This window comes from Aeromonas sp. MaB10011B (assembly GCF_017939325.1).
GTDB lineage: Bacteria > Pseudomonadota > Gammaproteobacteria > Enterobacterales > Aeromonadaceae > Aeromonas > Aeromonas caviae.
In genome coordinates this window covers 1-14386 of record NZ_JAGKRK010000011.1, presented here as the reverse complement: position 1 = coordinate 14386, position 14386 = coordinate 1, and the positions used below count along the sequence as shown (strand labels likewise).

At 63.9% G+C, this 14386-nt stretch carries 17 protein-coding genes; 9 read left to right on the top strand and 8 right to left on the bottom strand.

All coding sequences use genetic code 11. The annotated features are described in order from the left end of the window. Positions 1 to 166: 166 nt before the first annotated feature. Genes J9893_RS04815 through J9893_RS04805 form a run of 3 tightly spaced genes read left to right on the top strand, consistent with a single transcriptional unit; the run spans position 167 to position 2148 of the window. Complete coding sequence (locus J9893_RS04815; protein ID WP_210600397.1) at positions 167 to 1135, top strand: ChaN family lipoprotein; 969 nt, start codon at positions 167 to 169, stop codon at positions 1133 to 1135. A gap of 14 nt (positions 1136 to 1149) precedes the next feature. Further along, on the top strand, positions 1150 to 1701 hold the full coding sequence (locus J9893_RS04810; RefSeq protein ID WP_048208276.1) for a cysteine hydrolase family protein: 552 nt from the start codon (positions 1150 to 1152) through the stop codon (positions 1699 to 1701). A gap of 39 nt (positions 1702 to 1740) precedes the next feature. After that, on the top strand, positions 1741 to 2148 hold the full coding sequence (locus tag J9893_RS04805; protein WP_010673229.1) for a hypothetical protein: 408 nt from the start codon (positions 1741 to 1743) through the stop codon (positions 2146 to 2148). A 65-nt stretch (positions 2149 to 2213) separates the two neighbouring features. Here J9893_RS04805 and hutZ read toward each other — a convergent pair whose 3' ends face one another. Together hutZ and hutX are read right to left on the bottom strand one after the other, a co-directional pair. Continuing rightward, positions 2214 to 2771 carry a heme utilization protein HutZ gene (gene hutZ, locus J9893_RS04800; protein ID WP_010673228.1) on the bottom strand — a complete coding sequence of 186 codons (558 nt, stop codon included), beginning with the start codon at positions 2769 to 2771 and terminating at the stop codon, positions 2214 to 2216. Beyond that, positions 2768 to 3280, bottom strand: coding sequence for a heme utilization cystosolic carrier protein HutX (gene hutX, locus J9893_RS04795; RefSeq protein WP_042881286.1), 513 nt, complete (start codon positions 3278 to 3280; stop codon positions 2768 to 2770). The genes hutZ and hutX overlap by 4 nt, the downstream gene beginning before the upstream one ends. Before the next feature lie 167 nt (positions 3281 to 3447). Here hutX and J9893_RS04790 point away from each other — a divergent pair, with 167 nt between their 5' ends. The 3 genes from J9893_RS04790 to J9893_RS04780 are packed head-to-tail and all read left to right on the top strand — an operon-like array spanning position 3448 to position 6128. Beyond that, positions 3448 to 4293, top strand: coding sequence for an ABC transporter substrate-binding protein (locus J9893_RS04790; RefSeq protein ID WP_103260746.1), 846 nt, complete (start codon positions 3448 to 3450; stop codon positions 4291 to 4293). Continuing rightward, positions 4290 to 5321: an iron ABC transporter permease gene (locus tag J9893_RS04785; protein WP_164882007.1), complete on the top strand. Its 1032-nt coding sequence runs from the start codon at positions 4290 to 4292 to the stop codon at positions 5319 to 5321. The genes J9893_RS04790 and J9893_RS04785 overlap by 4 nt, the downstream gene beginning before the upstream one ends. Positions 5322 to 5336: 15 nt before the next feature. Further along, positions 5337 to 6128: a heme ABC transporter ATP-binding protein gene (locus J9893_RS04780; protein ID WP_042864344.1), complete on the top strand. Its 792-nt coding sequence runs from the start codon at positions 5337 to 5339 to the stop codon at positions 6126 to 6128. Positions 6129 to 6224: 96 nt separating this feature from the next. On the opposite strand, the gene J9893_RS04775 is transcribed toward J9893_RS04780, so the two are convergent. Then, complete coding sequence (locus J9893_RS04775) at positions 6225 to 6833, bottom strand: YitT family protein (RefSeq protein WP_039040037.1); 609 nt, start codon at positions 6831 to 6833, stop codon at positions 6225 to 6227. A 292-nt stretch (positions 6834 to 7125) separates the two neighbouring features. On the opposite strand from J9893_RS04775, the gene J9893_RS04770 reads away from it, so the two are divergent. After that, positions 7126 to 8475 carry a UDP-glucose/GDP-mannose dehydrogenase family protein gene (locus J9893_RS04770; protein WP_210600396.1) on the top strand — a complete coding sequence of 450 codons (1350 nt, stop codon included), beginning with the start codon at positions 7126 to 7128 and terminating at the stop codon, positions 8473 to 8475. Continuing rightward, the gene (locus J9893_RS04765; RefSeq protein WP_202015623.1) at positions 8472 to 9470 is read left to right on the top strand and encodes an NAD-dependent epimerase; all 999 of its coding nucleotides are present in this window, start codon (positions 8472 to 8474) and stop codon (positions 9468 to 9470) included. The genes J9893_RS04770 and J9893_RS04765 overlap by 4 nt, the downstream gene beginning before the upstream one ends. Positions 9471 to 9511: 41 nt before the next feature. Here J9893_RS04765 and J9893_RS04760 read toward each other — a convergent pair whose 3' ends face one another. The 3 genes from J9893_RS04760 to J9893_RS04750 are packed head-to-tail and all read right to left on the bottom strand — an operon-like array spanning position 9512 to position 12289. Next, positions 9512 to 11200: a glycosyltransferase family 39 protein gene (locus J9893_RS04760; RefSeq protein ID WP_210600394.1), complete on the bottom strand. Its 1689-nt coding sequence runs from the start codon at positions 11198 to 11200 to the stop codon at positions 9512 to 9514. After that, positions 11190 to 11549 (bottom strand): lipid-A-disaccharide synthase N-terminal domain-containing protein, encoded by a 360-nt coding sequence (locus J9893_RS04755; protein WP_210600392.1) that lies wholly within the window; start codon positions 11547 to 11549, stop codon positions 11190 to 11192. Before J9893_RS04755 ends, J9893_RS04760 begins: the two co-directional genes overlap by 11 nt. Next, on the bottom strand, positions 11549 to 12289 hold the full coding sequence (locus J9893_RS04750) for a glycosyltransferase family 2 protein (protein ID WP_210600390.1): 741 nt from the start codon (positions 12287 to 12289) through the stop codon (positions 11549 to 11551). Before J9893_RS04750 ends, J9893_RS04755 begins: the two co-directional genes overlap by 1 nt. Before the next feature lie 311 nt (positions 12290 to 12600). Between J9893_RS04750 and J9893_RS04745 the strand changes: the two genes are divergently transcribed. After that, positions 12601 to 13443 (top strand): lytic transglycosylase domain-containing protein, encoded by an 843-nt coding sequence (locus J9893_RS04745; RefSeq protein WP_048208292.1) that lies wholly within the window; start codon positions 12601 to 12603, stop codon positions 13441 to 13443. A gap of 508 nt (positions 13444 to 13951) precedes the next feature. Here the strand turns inward: J9893_RS04745 and J9893_RS04740 are convergent. Then, positions 13952 to 14116: a hypothetical protein gene (locus J9893_RS04740; RefSeq protein ID WP_210600388.1), complete on the bottom strand. Its 165-nt coding sequence runs from the start codon at positions 14114 to 14116 to the stop codon at positions 13952 to 13954. Then, the coding region (locus J9893_RS04735; RefSeq protein ID WP_210600386.1) for a hypothetical protein at positions 14113 to 14386 on the bottom strand (274 nt) is incomplete at its 5' end. The genes J9893_RS04735 and J9893_RS04740, both read right to left, overlap by 4 nt.

Below are 14386 nucleotides of genomic sequence, written 5' to 3'. Positions count from 1 at the left end.
GCGGAAGGCATATTACCCCGCCATAGACAAAGATCAATAATAAAGTGAATCATTCTCATTTCACTTTGTCATCATTCCCCCTTACACTGGCGCCACTTTTTGCTCGCCATGCCGCCATCCCATGGTGCAGCCTTTTCCCATCCTCCTGTTTCTTGAATGAGTAACCATGATCCGACGACTCCCCCTGCTCGCCCTGCCCCTGCTGCTGGCCGCCTGCGCCACCACGCCGCAGAACACCCCACCCGAGACCCTCTATCACGCACAGCTCGATACGGCCCAGGGGCAGGCGCTGACCTTCGAGCAGGCGGTGGCCCGGGTGGCGGATGCCGACATCGTGCTGGTGGGGGAGCTTCACACTCACCCGGCCATCCATCTGTTGCAGGCCCGTCTGCTGGCAGGGCTTGACGAGATGTCGCAAGCCGATGGCCGGGCCCTGGTGCTCTCCATGGAGCAGTTCAGCCGCGCCGATCAGCCGGTGCTGGATGCCTACCTGGCCGGACGCATCGGCGAATCGGCCCTCATTCGAGATGGCCATGCCTGGCCCAACTACCAGAGTGATTACCGCCCTCTGGTGGAGTTCGCCAAGGCGCAACACCTGCCAGTGATCGCCGCCAATGCCCCCAAACCCCTGGTGAGCTGCGTCGGTCAGGAGGGACCGGCCTGGCTCGACAAACTGCCGGCCAATCGCCGCAGCCAGATTGCCCGCGAGCTGACTCTGGGGGATGACGGCTACCGCCAGAAGTTCATGGCCTCCATGCACCATGGGGATGCGGACGGCAATGCCCGTCGCTTCGCCGCCCAGACCAGCTGGGACGACACCATGGCCGAAAGCATGGTGGATTATCTGGGCAAGCATCCCGGCAGGCGCATCATGCATATCGCAGGCAACTTTCACGTGGAGGGGGGACTCGGGATCGCCAGTCGCATCGCCAGCCGCAATCCGGCACTCAAGGTGGCACTCATCGTGCCGCAAACCGGTGACGAGACAGACCCCGGGAGAGACGCCGATGTCAGGGTCCGCATCGCTCCCCTGCCGGAACGCTGGCTAAATGCAAAGGAAATGAAGCAAGATATGGGCGCACTGCATCAATCCCGAAGCCGTGACTGCAGCCAATGGTTGCAACCCTCAAAATAGCCCAAGGATTTCATATGGATGTGTTACTCGTCGTCGACATGCAACAGGGGTTGTTCGATAACCCCCGCCATCAGGATGCCCAGGTCATCGCCAACATCAATCGTCTGGCCGATCGCGTGCGGGGCCAACACGGACGGGTCATCTATGTGCAACACGACGAACCGGGTTCCGAGCTGGAACCTGGCAGTGCAGGCTGGCAACTGCACGCCGATCTGACCCCGTCTCCCCACGACAGCCGGGTGCGCAAGACCGCCTGTGACAGCTTCCTCGACACCGAGCTCGGCTTCCTGCTGGCAGAGCAGTCGGTAGACAGACTGCTCATCTGCGGCTGTGCCACCGACTTTTGCGTCGATACCACGTTGCGCAGCGCCGCCGCCAGGGGCTTTGACGCCTTTGCGGTGACCGACGCCCATACCACGGCGGACAGGCCGCACCTGAGTGCGGAGCAGATCATCCAGCACCACCACTTCATGTGGCGGCATCTGAGCCTGCCTCAAGGCAGAAGCGTGACCCTGCTCACGACGGATGAGCTGCTGGCCACCATTCAACCCGAGCGGGCGTGTTAAGCTGCCCGTCCTGATGTGAACACCCGATTGGAGTCTTGTGTGCGTCTACTCTCTGCCGTTGCCCTCACGCTGCTGTTACCGGCGCTCACCGCCTGCTCCGGCTTGCCGGGGGCAGCACCCGATGGCCCGGCCCCCCTGTTCCACACCCATATCAGCGACGACGGGAGCAAGCGCTTCACCTTCGAGGCCGCCCCTCTCGACGTCCTGCCCACCCGGTTGCAGGAGGGAGATGACAACCGGCTGAGCCGCCGCGACAAGAGCCTGCTGGAACGCCGGGAAGCCCTGCAGGACGAGCAGCTCACCCAGATGCTGGCCACGCGCAAGTATTGCCGAAGCGGCTATATCGTCCTCAGCCAGACCTCCTGGAAGATCCGCGGGGAATGCAACGAGAGCGCCAGCCAGGCCGATCGCGATGCCTTCCCCAACCAGGCAGGCTGGCAGGAGTAACCCGGGACATAACAACAAAACGGGCAGCCCAGGCTGCCCGTTTTCTCATCTCGCTGATAGTCCCCTCAAACGGGTTCATCCGCCGGGCTGGTCAGCTCGGCGCCGTTGTCGATGCGTTTGTGCCCTTCCACCAGGTGAACGAAGTCCACCAGCTCGTCGCCGGAGACACGGAATGCCTGACCGAATCCCTTGACGAACAGTCCCTGCTCGGGCTTGAGCCTAAACAGCACGAAGTCCTTGAGGTTGGAGAGCCCTTTGACTATCTCGCCGAAGCGCCCTTCCAACGCCGCAACGGCCTTCTCCCAGCGTGCGTCGTCGCGGGCCACCACCTCGGCGACCGCATCGAAGGTCAGACGCTTGCGGGCAAACAGCTCGCGGGCACCGGTTTCGTCCTCGATCAGCATCAGCGATACCTTGGGCACCTGTTGCAGGTTGCGGGCGTGGCGAGCTATCTCGGAGATGAGCACATAGTATCCATCTTCCTGCAGCACGAAGGGGGCATAGCTGGCATTGGGGTTGCCTTCGCCATCCACAGTGGCGAGCTGCAGGGTACGGCAACCGTCGCGGAACTCGCGGATCTCCGGTTGCAGGCGGTTTTGCAGGCGCTCCTGACGTTCACTCATGCTTTCACTTCCTCTTGATACTGACGGCGCAGGGCCATGAAACGCTCCACCTGCTCAGGCAGCAGTTGACGCTGCTCGTCCCGGCCCAGGTAGATCTTGAAAATGCAGCGGCCACTGTGGCCGAAGAACTGGAAGGAGTGCCCCTCCTTGCCCATGAAGAGCTTGCTAACCAGGGCGATGCCCGCCACGTTGTCGAGCTTGAGGTGGCCGTGCAGCTCCCCGTCCCGCCCCATCAGGTTGTAGTAGCCGCGCGCGTTCTTGCCCTTGGGGAAGGGAGCCTTCACTTCGAAGATGGAGCCATCGGATTCGACGATGGTGGTCACCTGACCCCAGCTGGCCAGGTTCGCCAGCAGGGCTTCGGCCTCCCCGGCCGGCACTTGCGTCATCAGGGCGGCAGGCAGATGGCGTACCACCTCCCACTCGCTGACGGCCAGCTCGGTGGCGAGGGTGGACGGGTGGGCGCTCGGGTCTTGCTCCAGCAGCGCGTGAATGCGTTGTGCAATGCTCATCGGTTCTCCCTGGATGATCTGGCGATGGTGCTCGGTGTCGCGGCGGATACTGTAATAAAGCACCTCAATTAACGCAATTGATAATCGCTTTCATTCTCAGTGCATTTTGATGGACGACTTGATATTCTCGGCGGCAACCCTATTTCATTCACCCTTCGGAGGTTCGCATGGGCCGTCGTTTTGCCCTCGCATTCAGCCTGCTCGGCTGTGCCCTTTCCCTCTCTTCCCCATCCGTCATGGCGGGGGAGCGTATCGTCAGCATAGGCCCGGCCACCACGGAACTCATCCTGGCACTGGGGGGCGAGCAGAGCCTGGTCGCCACCGATGTCAGCAGTCCGGAGCCCAGAGGCGTGCCCAAGGTCGGCTATCACCGTGCCCTCGCCGCCGAAGGGATCCTGAGTCTCTCTCCGACCCTGGTGGTCGGCAGCGACGAGATGGGCCCGAACAGCACGCTTGATCAGTTGCGCCGTGCCAACGTCAAGGTCGAGGTCATGGCCACAGCCCCTACGCTGGCCAACCTCAACGAGCGTATCGACACCCTGGCCCATCTCCTGGGTGACCAGGCGGCAGGGAGCAAGCTCAAGGAGGAGATTGCCGCCCAGAGCGATACCCTGGCGGCGCAGGCGAAGCAGAACAAGCCCCTCAAGGTCGCCTTCCTGCTGTTGCACAAGGGTCAGCCCACCAGCATCGCCGGTGGCAACACCACCGCCAGCGCCCTCGTCACCCTGGCGGGCGGCGTCAATCCGGTGGCTGGGCTCCACGACTACAAGCCCGTCTCCACCGAATCCCTCATCGAGCTGCAACCTGATCTGGTGCTGGTGAGCGGCCGCGACTGGCAGCAGTATCAGGATCCCGACGCCGTCCTGAGTCAGGTGCCCGCCCTGTCAGCCACCCCGGCAGGCAAGAACAAGGCTATCCACGCCATCGACGGACATGCCCTGCAAGGGGGCCTCAGCCTTCGTTCCTTGCAACAGGCGAACCAGATCGCCCAGTGGATCAAGCAGGGTTCCTGATGCGCCTGCCTCTGCCCTGGCTGCTCGCCCTGACCGGCTGCGCGCTGGCGTTGCTGCTGGTCGGGTCCCTCGCGACCGGCCCCATGTCCCTCTCCCTTGGTGAGAGCCTGCGCGCCCTGTTTGCCGGACCACAGAGCGGGATTGAGGCTCACAAATTATTGATCGTGCAGGAGATTCGTCTGCCACGAACCCTGCTCTGCATCGCCGTGGGGGGCATTCTCGGCCTCTGCGGCGCCGTGATGCAGGGACTGTTTCGCAACCCCCTGGCAGACCCCGGCATCATAGGGGTGTCGGGGGGGGCGGCACTCGGCGCGGCCCTGGCCATCGTGCTGCTCGCCCCGTTGGGCTCGCACCTGCAGAGCCTGCTCGGCCTGGGGTTGCTGCCCCTGCTCGCCTTTCTCGGCGGAGCCCTCACCACCACCCTCGTCTATCTGCTGGGTACCCGGGAAGGGGGCACCTCGGTCACCGTGATGCTGCTGGCCGGGGTGGCCATCACGGCGCTCTCCGGCGCCGTCATCGGACTGCTCACCTATCTCGCCGACGATCAGATGCTGCGCAACCTGAGCCTGTGGCAGATGGGCTCCCTGGCGGCAGGCAAGCCGGTCGATGTGACGCTGGCGCTGCTGACCCTGGCCGCTTTGCTGCTGCTGTTCATGCGCGATGCCAATCCCCTCAACGCCCTGCTGCTGGGAGAAGGAGAAGCACGGCATCTGGGGGTGAGCGTGCAGACACTGAAGCGTCGCCTCATCCTGCTCACCGCTGCCGGTGTCGGCGTGGCGGTGGCCGTGGCGGGCATGATCGGCTTTGTCGGCCTGGTGGTTCCCCATCTGGTACGGCTGCTGGCCGGTCCCAACCATGTCCGCCTGTTGCCGCTGTCTGCCCTGTTGGGGGCTGGCCTGCTGCTGGGGGCCGACATGCTGGCACGCACCCTGCTCGCTCCGGCCGAGCTGCCCGTCGGCATCATCACCGCCCTGCTGGGTGCCCCCTTCTTCATCTGGCTCTTGGTCAAGAGCCGCCGAACCCTGTAACAGGAGATCGCCACCTTGCCCGGATCCCCCTCCCCCCTGCTCAGTTGCCGGGGCCTTCGCCTCAGTCGCGGCAACCGGCTTATCCTGGACAGCCTGGATCTCGACCTGCATGCCGGCAGCCTGACCGCCCTGCTCGGCCCCAACGGGGCGGGCAAAAGCTCGCTGCTCAAGTGCCTGACCGGCGAGCTGGAACATGAAGGGGAGATCCACCTGTTCGGCCAGACCCGCAGGGGGTGGGCCGGCAACGCTCTGGCCCACCGGGTCGGTGTGCTGCCGCAAAGCTCCTCCTTGAGCTTCCCCTTCCTGTGCGAAGAGGTGGTGGCCATGGGCCGGCTGCCCCACAGCGAGCCTGCCAGCCGGCGCGACGAGATTGTCCGCGCCGCCATGACCCACGCCGGGGTCGACCATCTGGCGAACCGCCTCTATCCCGGCCTCTCCGGCGGGGAGCGTCAACGGGTGCAGTTCGCCCGGGTGCTGGCCCAGATCTGGCAGGCCCCGGAGGAACCGCAGCAAGCGCGGCTGCTGCTGCTGGACGAGCCCACCTCGGCGCTGGATCTCAAATACCAGCACCAGTTGCTCGCCATGGCCCGGGCGCTGGCCGGTCGCAACACCGCCGTGCTGGTGGTGTTGCACGACCTCAATCTGGCAGCCCGCTACGCCGATAGGCTGGTGATGCTGGAGCAGGGCAGGCTGATGGCTGACGGCAGCGCAGGCGAGGTGCTGACCCCGGCGCTCATCGCGCGACTCTACGACTACCCCGCACAGGTGATCCACCACCCCGAGAGCGGCGTCCCCATGGTGGTGTGACCCCCAGGGGCAGATAGCAACAGAGCGCCATCAGGCGCTCTGTCTTTTTGCGGTATCCAGCCCTGGGCTGACCAGCAGGGCAATCCCCTGGGCACATCAGGCTATCTGGTAGCGCCCCGGCTTGTGATTGAGTGTCAACACCAGATTACAGATGATGGCTGCCACCACGGAAAGCGCCAGCAGCCAGGGGGAGACCACGAAGAAAGAGGCGACCACGATGGCGCAATCCAGCCCCATTTGCAGCTTGCCTGCCCGCACACCCCATCTGTCCTGAATGAAGAGCGCCAGGATGTTGAAGCCCCCCAGGCTCGCCTTGTGGCGGAACATGATGAGCAGCCCCATGCCGATCAGGGTGCCGCCGATCAGCGCCGCATAGACGGGTTCGATCTTGCCGATTTGCAGCACGGCGTTGAGGTGATCCGTCATGAAGGAGACGGTGGCCACGGCGGCAAAGGTATTGAGGGTGAAACGCGGCCCCATTCTGAGCCAGGCCAGGGCATAGAAAGGCAGGTTCATGGCGAAGAACAGCAGGCCGAAGCTGATGCCGGTCACCTGTTGCAGCAGCAGCGCCAGGCCGGCGGTGCCACCGGTGAGCAGGCCGACCTGATGGAACAGGAAGATGCCGAGGGAAACGAAGCCTGCTGCGGTCAGCAAGGCGAGCACATCCTCATAGAGCGGGTGCGCAGAGCGTGAAGTGTTGTCCATAACCAGGTATCCAGTCGCGAAGCAAGAGAGTGTTGGCCGCCCGTCGGGCGGAGCGAGCCCCGTTAACCGGGGCTTCGTTATGCCGACAGTCTCCAATTTGAGTGAGATGGATCACAAGTCCCGCCCTTCACGCGCCAAAATGGTGCGCGTCATCCAGGCGTTACAATCCTTGCACCAAAATGTCCCACACTCACCGCCGGCCTGATGCTGAAAAACCTGAAACGGGCCGCTGCCCCCGCGCCCGAATCGTTCTAGAATGAGTCGCTTGTCACTGCCAGCGGAACAACAGCGGATGAGAGTCACCGTATTCGGAATAGGTTATGTCGGGTTGGTTCAGGCCGCCGTACTGGCGGAGATGGGTCACAAGGTGGCCTGCGTGGATGTGGATGCCGACAAGGTCGCGGGCCTGAAAGAGGGGCGCATTCCCCTCTTCGAGCCCGGTCTCGCCCCCCTGGTGCAGCGCAACCATCAGGCCGGTCGCCTGATCTTCACCACAGACCCGGCCCGGGCGGTGGAGTTTGCCGAGCTTATCTTCATCGCGGTCGGAACGCCGCCGGACGAGGACGGGTCTGCCGACCTCCATCAGGTAATGACGGTGGCGGACACCATAGGCCGCCTGATGCAAGGGGGCAAGGTGGTGGTCAACAAGAGCACTGTGCCTGTCGGCACCGCCAGCCGGGTACGGCGACACATTGCGGAGCGCCTCGCCGACCGTGGTCTCGACCTTCCGCTCGACGTGGTCTCCAACCCCGAATTTCTCAAGGAGGGCGTCGCCGTCGCCGACTGCCTGCGGCCGGATCGCATCATCATCGGCACCGACTCCGATCACGCCTTCTCCCTGCTGGAGGAGCTCTACGCCCCCTTCAACCGCAAGCGAGACCGCATCCTGCGGATGGATGCACGCAGCGCCGAACTGACCAAGTACGCCGCCAACGCCATGCTGGCGACCCGCATCTCCTTCATGAACGAGATGGCCACCCTGGCCGAAGCCCTGGGCGCCGACATCGAGGAGGTGCGCAAGGGTATCGGTGCCGATCCGCGCATCGGCCACCACTTCATCTACCCAGGCTGCGGTTATGGCGGATCCTGCTTCCCCAAGGATGTCAGGGCGCTGATCCACACCGCGAAGGAGGCGGGGTGCGAGACCCCCCTGCTGCGCTCGGTGGAGCAGGTCAACGAGGCGCAGAAGCACAGGCTCATGACCCGGCTGCACCACCATTTTGGTGCCAGTCTGTCGGGGCGCACCTTCGCGTTATGGGGACTCGCCTTCAAACCCAATACCGACGACATGCGCGAAGCCCCGAGCAGGGTGCTGATGGAGGCGATCTGGGCGGCAGGAGGCAAGGTGCAGGCGTTCGACCCCGAGGCCATGACCGAGGCCGCCCGCCTCTATAGCCAGCGGGCAGATTTGCTCCTGTGCGACACCCAGGAAGCCGCCCTTCAGGGGGCCGATGCCCTGCTCGTCTGCACCGAGTGGCAACAGTTCCGCGCACCGGATTTCGACCTGCTTCGCCAGACCCTGAAGCAGGCCATCATCTTCGACGGCCGCAACCTCTATGATCCGGCCCGTCTACGCCAGCGCGGTTTCACCTACTATGCCATCGGCCGTGGCGACAGCCTGGCTCATCAGGAGGAGCGATGAAGTACCTCGTCACCGGCGCCGCCGGGTTTATCGGATTTCATGTGGCGTGCAGGCTCTGTGGCGACGGCCATCAGGTGGTGGGGATAGACAACCTCAACGACTACTACGCGGTGAGTCTCAAGGAGGCGCGCCTCGCCCTGCTCACGCCTCTGCCCGGCTTTCGCTTCGAGCGCACCGATCTCGCGGACCGCGCGGCCATGGCTTCGCTCTTTGCCCGCGAGCAGTTTGACCGGGTGATCCATCTGGGGGCCCAGGCCGGGGTGCGCTACTCCCTGGACAACCCCTTCGCCTACGCCGACAGCAACCTCACCGGCCACCTCACCGTGCTGGAGGGGTGTCGCCAGACCCGAGTGCAGCATCTGGTCTATGCCTCCTCCAGCTCGGTCTACGGGCTGAACGAACAGATGCCGTTCAAACCGTCCGATGGGGCGGATCATCCCGTCTCCCTCTATGCGGCGAGCAAGAAGGCGGGGGAGCTGATGGCCCACTCCTACTCCCATCTCTACGGCCTGCCCACCACCGGGCTGCGCTTTTTCACCGTCTACGGCCCCTGGGGTCGGCCCGACATGGCCCTGTTCAAGTTCGTACACGCCATCCTGAACGGCGACCCCATCGACCTCTACAACCAGGGCCAGCTCAGCCGGGATTTCACCCATGTCGACGACATCGTCGAGGGGGTAGTGCGCATCTCAGACAGCCCCCCCGCGGGCGATGCCCACTGGCAGGGAGCCCCGGACGCCAGCCCGGCCCCCTATCGCCTCTTCAACATCGGCAACGGCAGCCCGGTCAGGCTGCTGGACTTCGTGGATGCCATCGAGTCGGCCCTCGGCAAACGGGCCATCCGCAACATGCTGCCCATGCAGCCCGGCGACGTGCTCGCCACCTGGGCCGACACCCGCTCGCTGTTCGACGCCACGGGCTATCGCCCCCGTATCGGGCTCAAGGAAGGTGTAGACAGCTTTGTCCGCTGGTATCGGGACTACTACCGGGTCTGAGCCAAACGAGGTGGCAGGGTCCCCTGGCTCAGACCCTGCGCTCAGGATGAAGGGGTATAGCTGAAGGGCACCATGGTGGGGGAGAGCCCACGACAGGCGGGTTTGAGGGCCTGCGGGCCTGCCAGCAGCCAGTCGGTGCGGTGACGGTTGCCGAGGTTTTCCATCTTCGCGGGGTCAAAACACCTCACCATCAGGTCGGCGCTCCCCAGTACCCAGCGCCCGGGGGCAGCCCCTATCCAGGCGGCAGCTTCCCGGGCCTGCTCCCCGTCCCCCATCAGATAAGGGTAATGTTTCACTGGTTGCAGGCTAAACAGCAGATGCTGCTCCTTGAATCCCGCCAGCAGCAGTTCATCCCCCGCAGGCACCTTCTGCGCCGCCAATGCCATGACTGCCTGAGGGGTGCGCACCTCGTTGAGGCGCACGCTGATCCAGCAGGAGTAGATCAACCACCCCACCGCCAGGGAGCTGAGAATGGCGGTCAGTGGCGCCCGGCGAAGCCAGGCATTGATCAGCAGCAAGGATCCCCCCAGCACCAGCAGGGGAAGCCAGGGATCCGGCCCCAGTTCCCCCAGACGGCTGGCCACTCTGTCGCTAAATGCCAGCACCAGAGCCCCCACCAGCCCTGCCCCCCCCAGCAGCCAGCCGAGCCCGGCCAGCAGTCGCCCCGGCCAGACCCGGACCAGCAGGGTGCCGATGAAGGGTGCGGTAAGGAGCGCCAGGGCGGGCGTACCGGGTGTGATGTAGACGCCCCGCTTGCCCGGCGAGCAGGAGAAAAACAGCACCACCAGCACCAGATAACCCAGCAGCAGCAGGATACGCCTGTCCTGCGCCCGGATGGCGCGCCGCCAGGCCACCACCAGCCAGGGCAGCAGCAGGGAGAGCGGCAGCCAGAACGGCGGGATCACCGAGGTGAGGTAGTACCAGAAGGGTTTGACGTGGTGCCAGGCGCTGGTATAGCGAGTCACCGTCTGGCGCAGCAGTATGTTGTCTCTGTAGGCCAGCAGGAGGGGATCTCCGCTTCGGGTCACGGCCTCCAGCATGGGGACCAGCCAGAGGCCCATCGCCAGGGCCATGGCCAGCGGCCCGAGCAGGGCCTTCAGCCAGGCTGACAAAGGCGCGGCGCGGATTTGTGCCCTGTGGGTCCAGAGCGCGGGAAGCAGCACCAGCAGGGCCAGTACTCCCACCCCCTTGGTGATGACGCCAAGCCCCGCGGCAAACCAGCCGAGCCAGTACCAGCGCCACCCGCCACCGCAGAGGAGGAAGCGCAGAAAACCATAGAGACCGAGGGTGATGAAGAAGGTGACCAGGCCGTCGATCTGCGCCGTCTTGGCCTGCAGGGTGAACTGGACGGTAAAGAGCAGCAGCAAGCCCGCCAGAAATCCCGTCGCAGGATCCCACAGGCGGCGCCCCAGATCCCACACCAGCAAGATGGTCAGCAAGCCAGACAGCAGGGAGGGCAGCAGAAAGGCCACCTTGATAGAGCCAGTCAACACATAACCGATCGCGATCCCCCACATAAACAGCGGCGGCTTGTCCGGATAGAGCTCCCCGCCGCGCATGGGGAAGAGCCACTGGCCACTCTCCACCATCTCCCGGGCGATCAGGGCGAAGCGCGGCTCGTCCGCCGGCCAGGGATCCCGCAGACCCAGCCCGGCCCCCAGCACCACCAGCGCGATCAGCAGCAACCAGCCAAGGGACGTCTGATTGAGCAGGGTGCGATCACTCACCATGACGGGCCTCCCCGGTCACTGCCTTGTCCCGCCGCCAGCCCCGATGCTGGATATCGAGATAGAGGCTGTAGAGTGCGGTGAAGGTGGGGAAGAGGTTTTGCAGCACGCCGACGGAGTCCTGCTTGGGAGAGAAGGTGAAGTAACTGAGCGTCATCAGGCTGCCGAGCACGCTCATGTACCAGAACAGGCGCGGGATGACGGGTCGTCCCGCCCGCCTGGACGCCAGAAACTGCACCAGCCAGCGTCCGCCGAACATCAGCGCCCCTGTGTAGCCGATCAGCTTCCAGCCGGTGACATGCACCCCGGTCCAGTCCAGCCAGTCGATGGGGGTAGACAGCCAGGTGTCCATCACTCCAGCATCTCCCGGATTTCAACCACCTTGGATCGGCGCAGCAACCACCAGACCCCGACCACGTCCACCAGCCCGACCCAGAGCCGGTTCCAGACCCCGTATTTGGAGATGCCCGCCTGGCGTGGCCTGTGGTTGACCGGCCAGGGCGCCATGCGCCCCCCTTGTGCCTGGATCAGCGCGGGGATGTAGCGGTGCATGTGATTGAAGGCGGGCAGTTTCAGATACCAGTCGCGACGCACCACCTTGAGCCCGCAGCCGGTATCCGGAATGCCGTCGCGCAGCAGCAGATCGCGAAAGCCGTTGGCCAGCTTTGAAGAGAGGCGCTTGACCCAGTCGTCACGGCGGTTGACCCTGTGGCCGATGAGGCCCACCTGGTATGGATCGCTCTGGTAGCGGCGCATCGCCTCCTCCAGCATGGCGGGAATGTCGGCGGGATCGTTCTGACCATCGCCGTCGAGTACCACCAGCCAGTCGCCACGCCCGTGGCGCACACCGCTCAGCACCGCCATGCTCTGGCCCACGGCATGGACATGGCACAGCACCCTCAGCCTGGTGAAACGCGTCTGCAAATCGCGCAGCACCACATGGCTGTCGTCCACACTGCCATCGTCCACATAGATAAGTTCGTACTCGAACCTGCCCCCAAGGGCGGCATCTATTTCGCCGACAAGCGGGGCCAGATTGTCCCGCTCATCCTTGGCGGGTACCACGACAGAGATATCGACCGATTCGACCATATGCACATCCTGCCCTCATCAGAGGCGCTATCGATTCACCCGGCAGACCCGACGACATTGCATCGAGGCCTGGCTGACATCATGCAAATACAAGGCGTTAGAAAACAACTGTGTCAGCATATTGAACTTCAATTAACAAATCTATCAAAGCAGTCACTGACCCGGGAGCCATACCGCCTCTCCTCTGCACCAAAAGTTCCATACCGTTTTCATCTCTGCCGCTCACCCACATAACCAGATGTTCCATCTGCTGGCTGGCGTCCCTCCCCGGATCGGGCCTATATGTTGCGGATACCAACGACGAGGTTTCCATGAAAAAACGACTCTGGGGCTGGGGACTCCTGATACTGCTCGCCACCACTTCCCACGCAGATCCCTTTCGTCAGGCCCCCAAGGCCATGAGCGCACTGCGCCAGGGCGCCGCCATGGAACAGGGCAATCCGCGGCAGGCCATCGCCCACTACTGCACCGCCGCCAACCTTGGCAACCCGGAAGCCTATTACCGCATCGGCCGCCTGCTGGCCCGCGGCCCCCAGGGGATCCGCAATGCCCGCAGCGCCAACGCCTACCTGGCCATGGCCATGCGCCTTGGCAACCAGCAAGCCGCCCGTTACTACAACGAGCGGGTCGGCAATGCGCCCCTGGGTACCTGCGGCATTGGAGGCGGTGGCGGAGCCCCCTGGGTGCGCCCCAGTACCCCCTTCGATCAGGAGCGCTACCTGGCCAGACAGTCACAGGCCAAGCAAAAGCTGGCCGTCATGATCCGCCAGGCCGCCCAGCGTCACAAAGTGGACCCTCAACTCGCCCTGGCCATCGCCATCGCCGAATCCAATCTGAACAGTACCGCCGTCTCCCCCAAGCAGGCGCAGGGCGTCATGCAGCTCATTCCCGAAACCCAGGCCCGCTTCGGCGTGACCCGGCCGTTCGATGCCCAGCAGAACATCCGTGGTGCCATGATCTACCTGAAGTGGCTGGAGAAGCAGTTCGGTCCGGACTGGGTGAGGATCAGCGCCGCCTACAACGCCGGGGAGCAGGCCGTGCTGCGCCACGGCGGTGTGCCGCCCTATCAGGAAACCCAGGAGTATGTGCAGCGGGTGCTCTACTACTCGGGGCAGGATCCTGACAAACCGGCCCGCCGCAACTCACCGCGCTGAGCTTACCCGGTTGCCCCTCTTCCCTCGCGCCTGTCGGCCGTCCCGGCCTGCGGCGCCCGGCTTTGCCGCCCCTCTCCCATTGGTTTACAATCGACGGGTTTTTTGGAACCGGGTTGACGGCCCGTCGGCCCGGCCCCACCACGACATCAGTTTGTTAATGCCAAGACATTAAACTGCTGAAAGGAAGAGAATTAGCCAATGGCTCAATTTATTTACACGATGAACCATTGAGGCAGAACGAAAGCTAGATAGAGCCACCAAGAGCCGCATAAAGCTGGCAAATTCAGAAGCTTACAATTAGTTATCAGCAGCTAATCTTGGCTTTCCCCAGCTCTTTTCGTGGCCCCATTTTAGCCCCAAACACATTATTCCTGCATTTTTTGGCCCCAAGATGGCCCCAAACTGGAGCATCATTTCTGGGGGTAATCATGGCGATTGTTGTGGCGCCCATAGTTCCAGATCGCGATTCGAGCCTCAGAGCCCCGGCACATGGCCGGGGCGGGTTCAATTACTTTGGCAGCACATCGGCGCAGGGGCGCGGCACCAGGACGGTTTTACCCTGGTGCCGCTCCTGCACCTGACAGACAGGCCCCGGAGCGGTCGCGGCATTCCACGCCCAGCCAAGCAGCACGGCGACCACGATCGCCGTAATGGGCTCAAGACGAACGATCATTCTGTGGCCCCGTCGCCGGCAACGGGGTATCGGGACTTGATCTCCGCCACCTTGTCTCGCCACGTCTGCTCGGCGGCGGGTGTCTTGTCATATTGCCACTCCAGGAACAATGGATCGGACTCGACCACATAGGCCATCCGGCGCCGCGCCAACTGCCCATCTGTCCGCTCATAGTCGCGCTGGGCCAGTACGGAGGCGATCGTTTCCTCGCTCATGCCGAGGGCCGCCATAAAGGCCGGATTGTAGTTGTCGTGCGTTTCGCCGTCATAT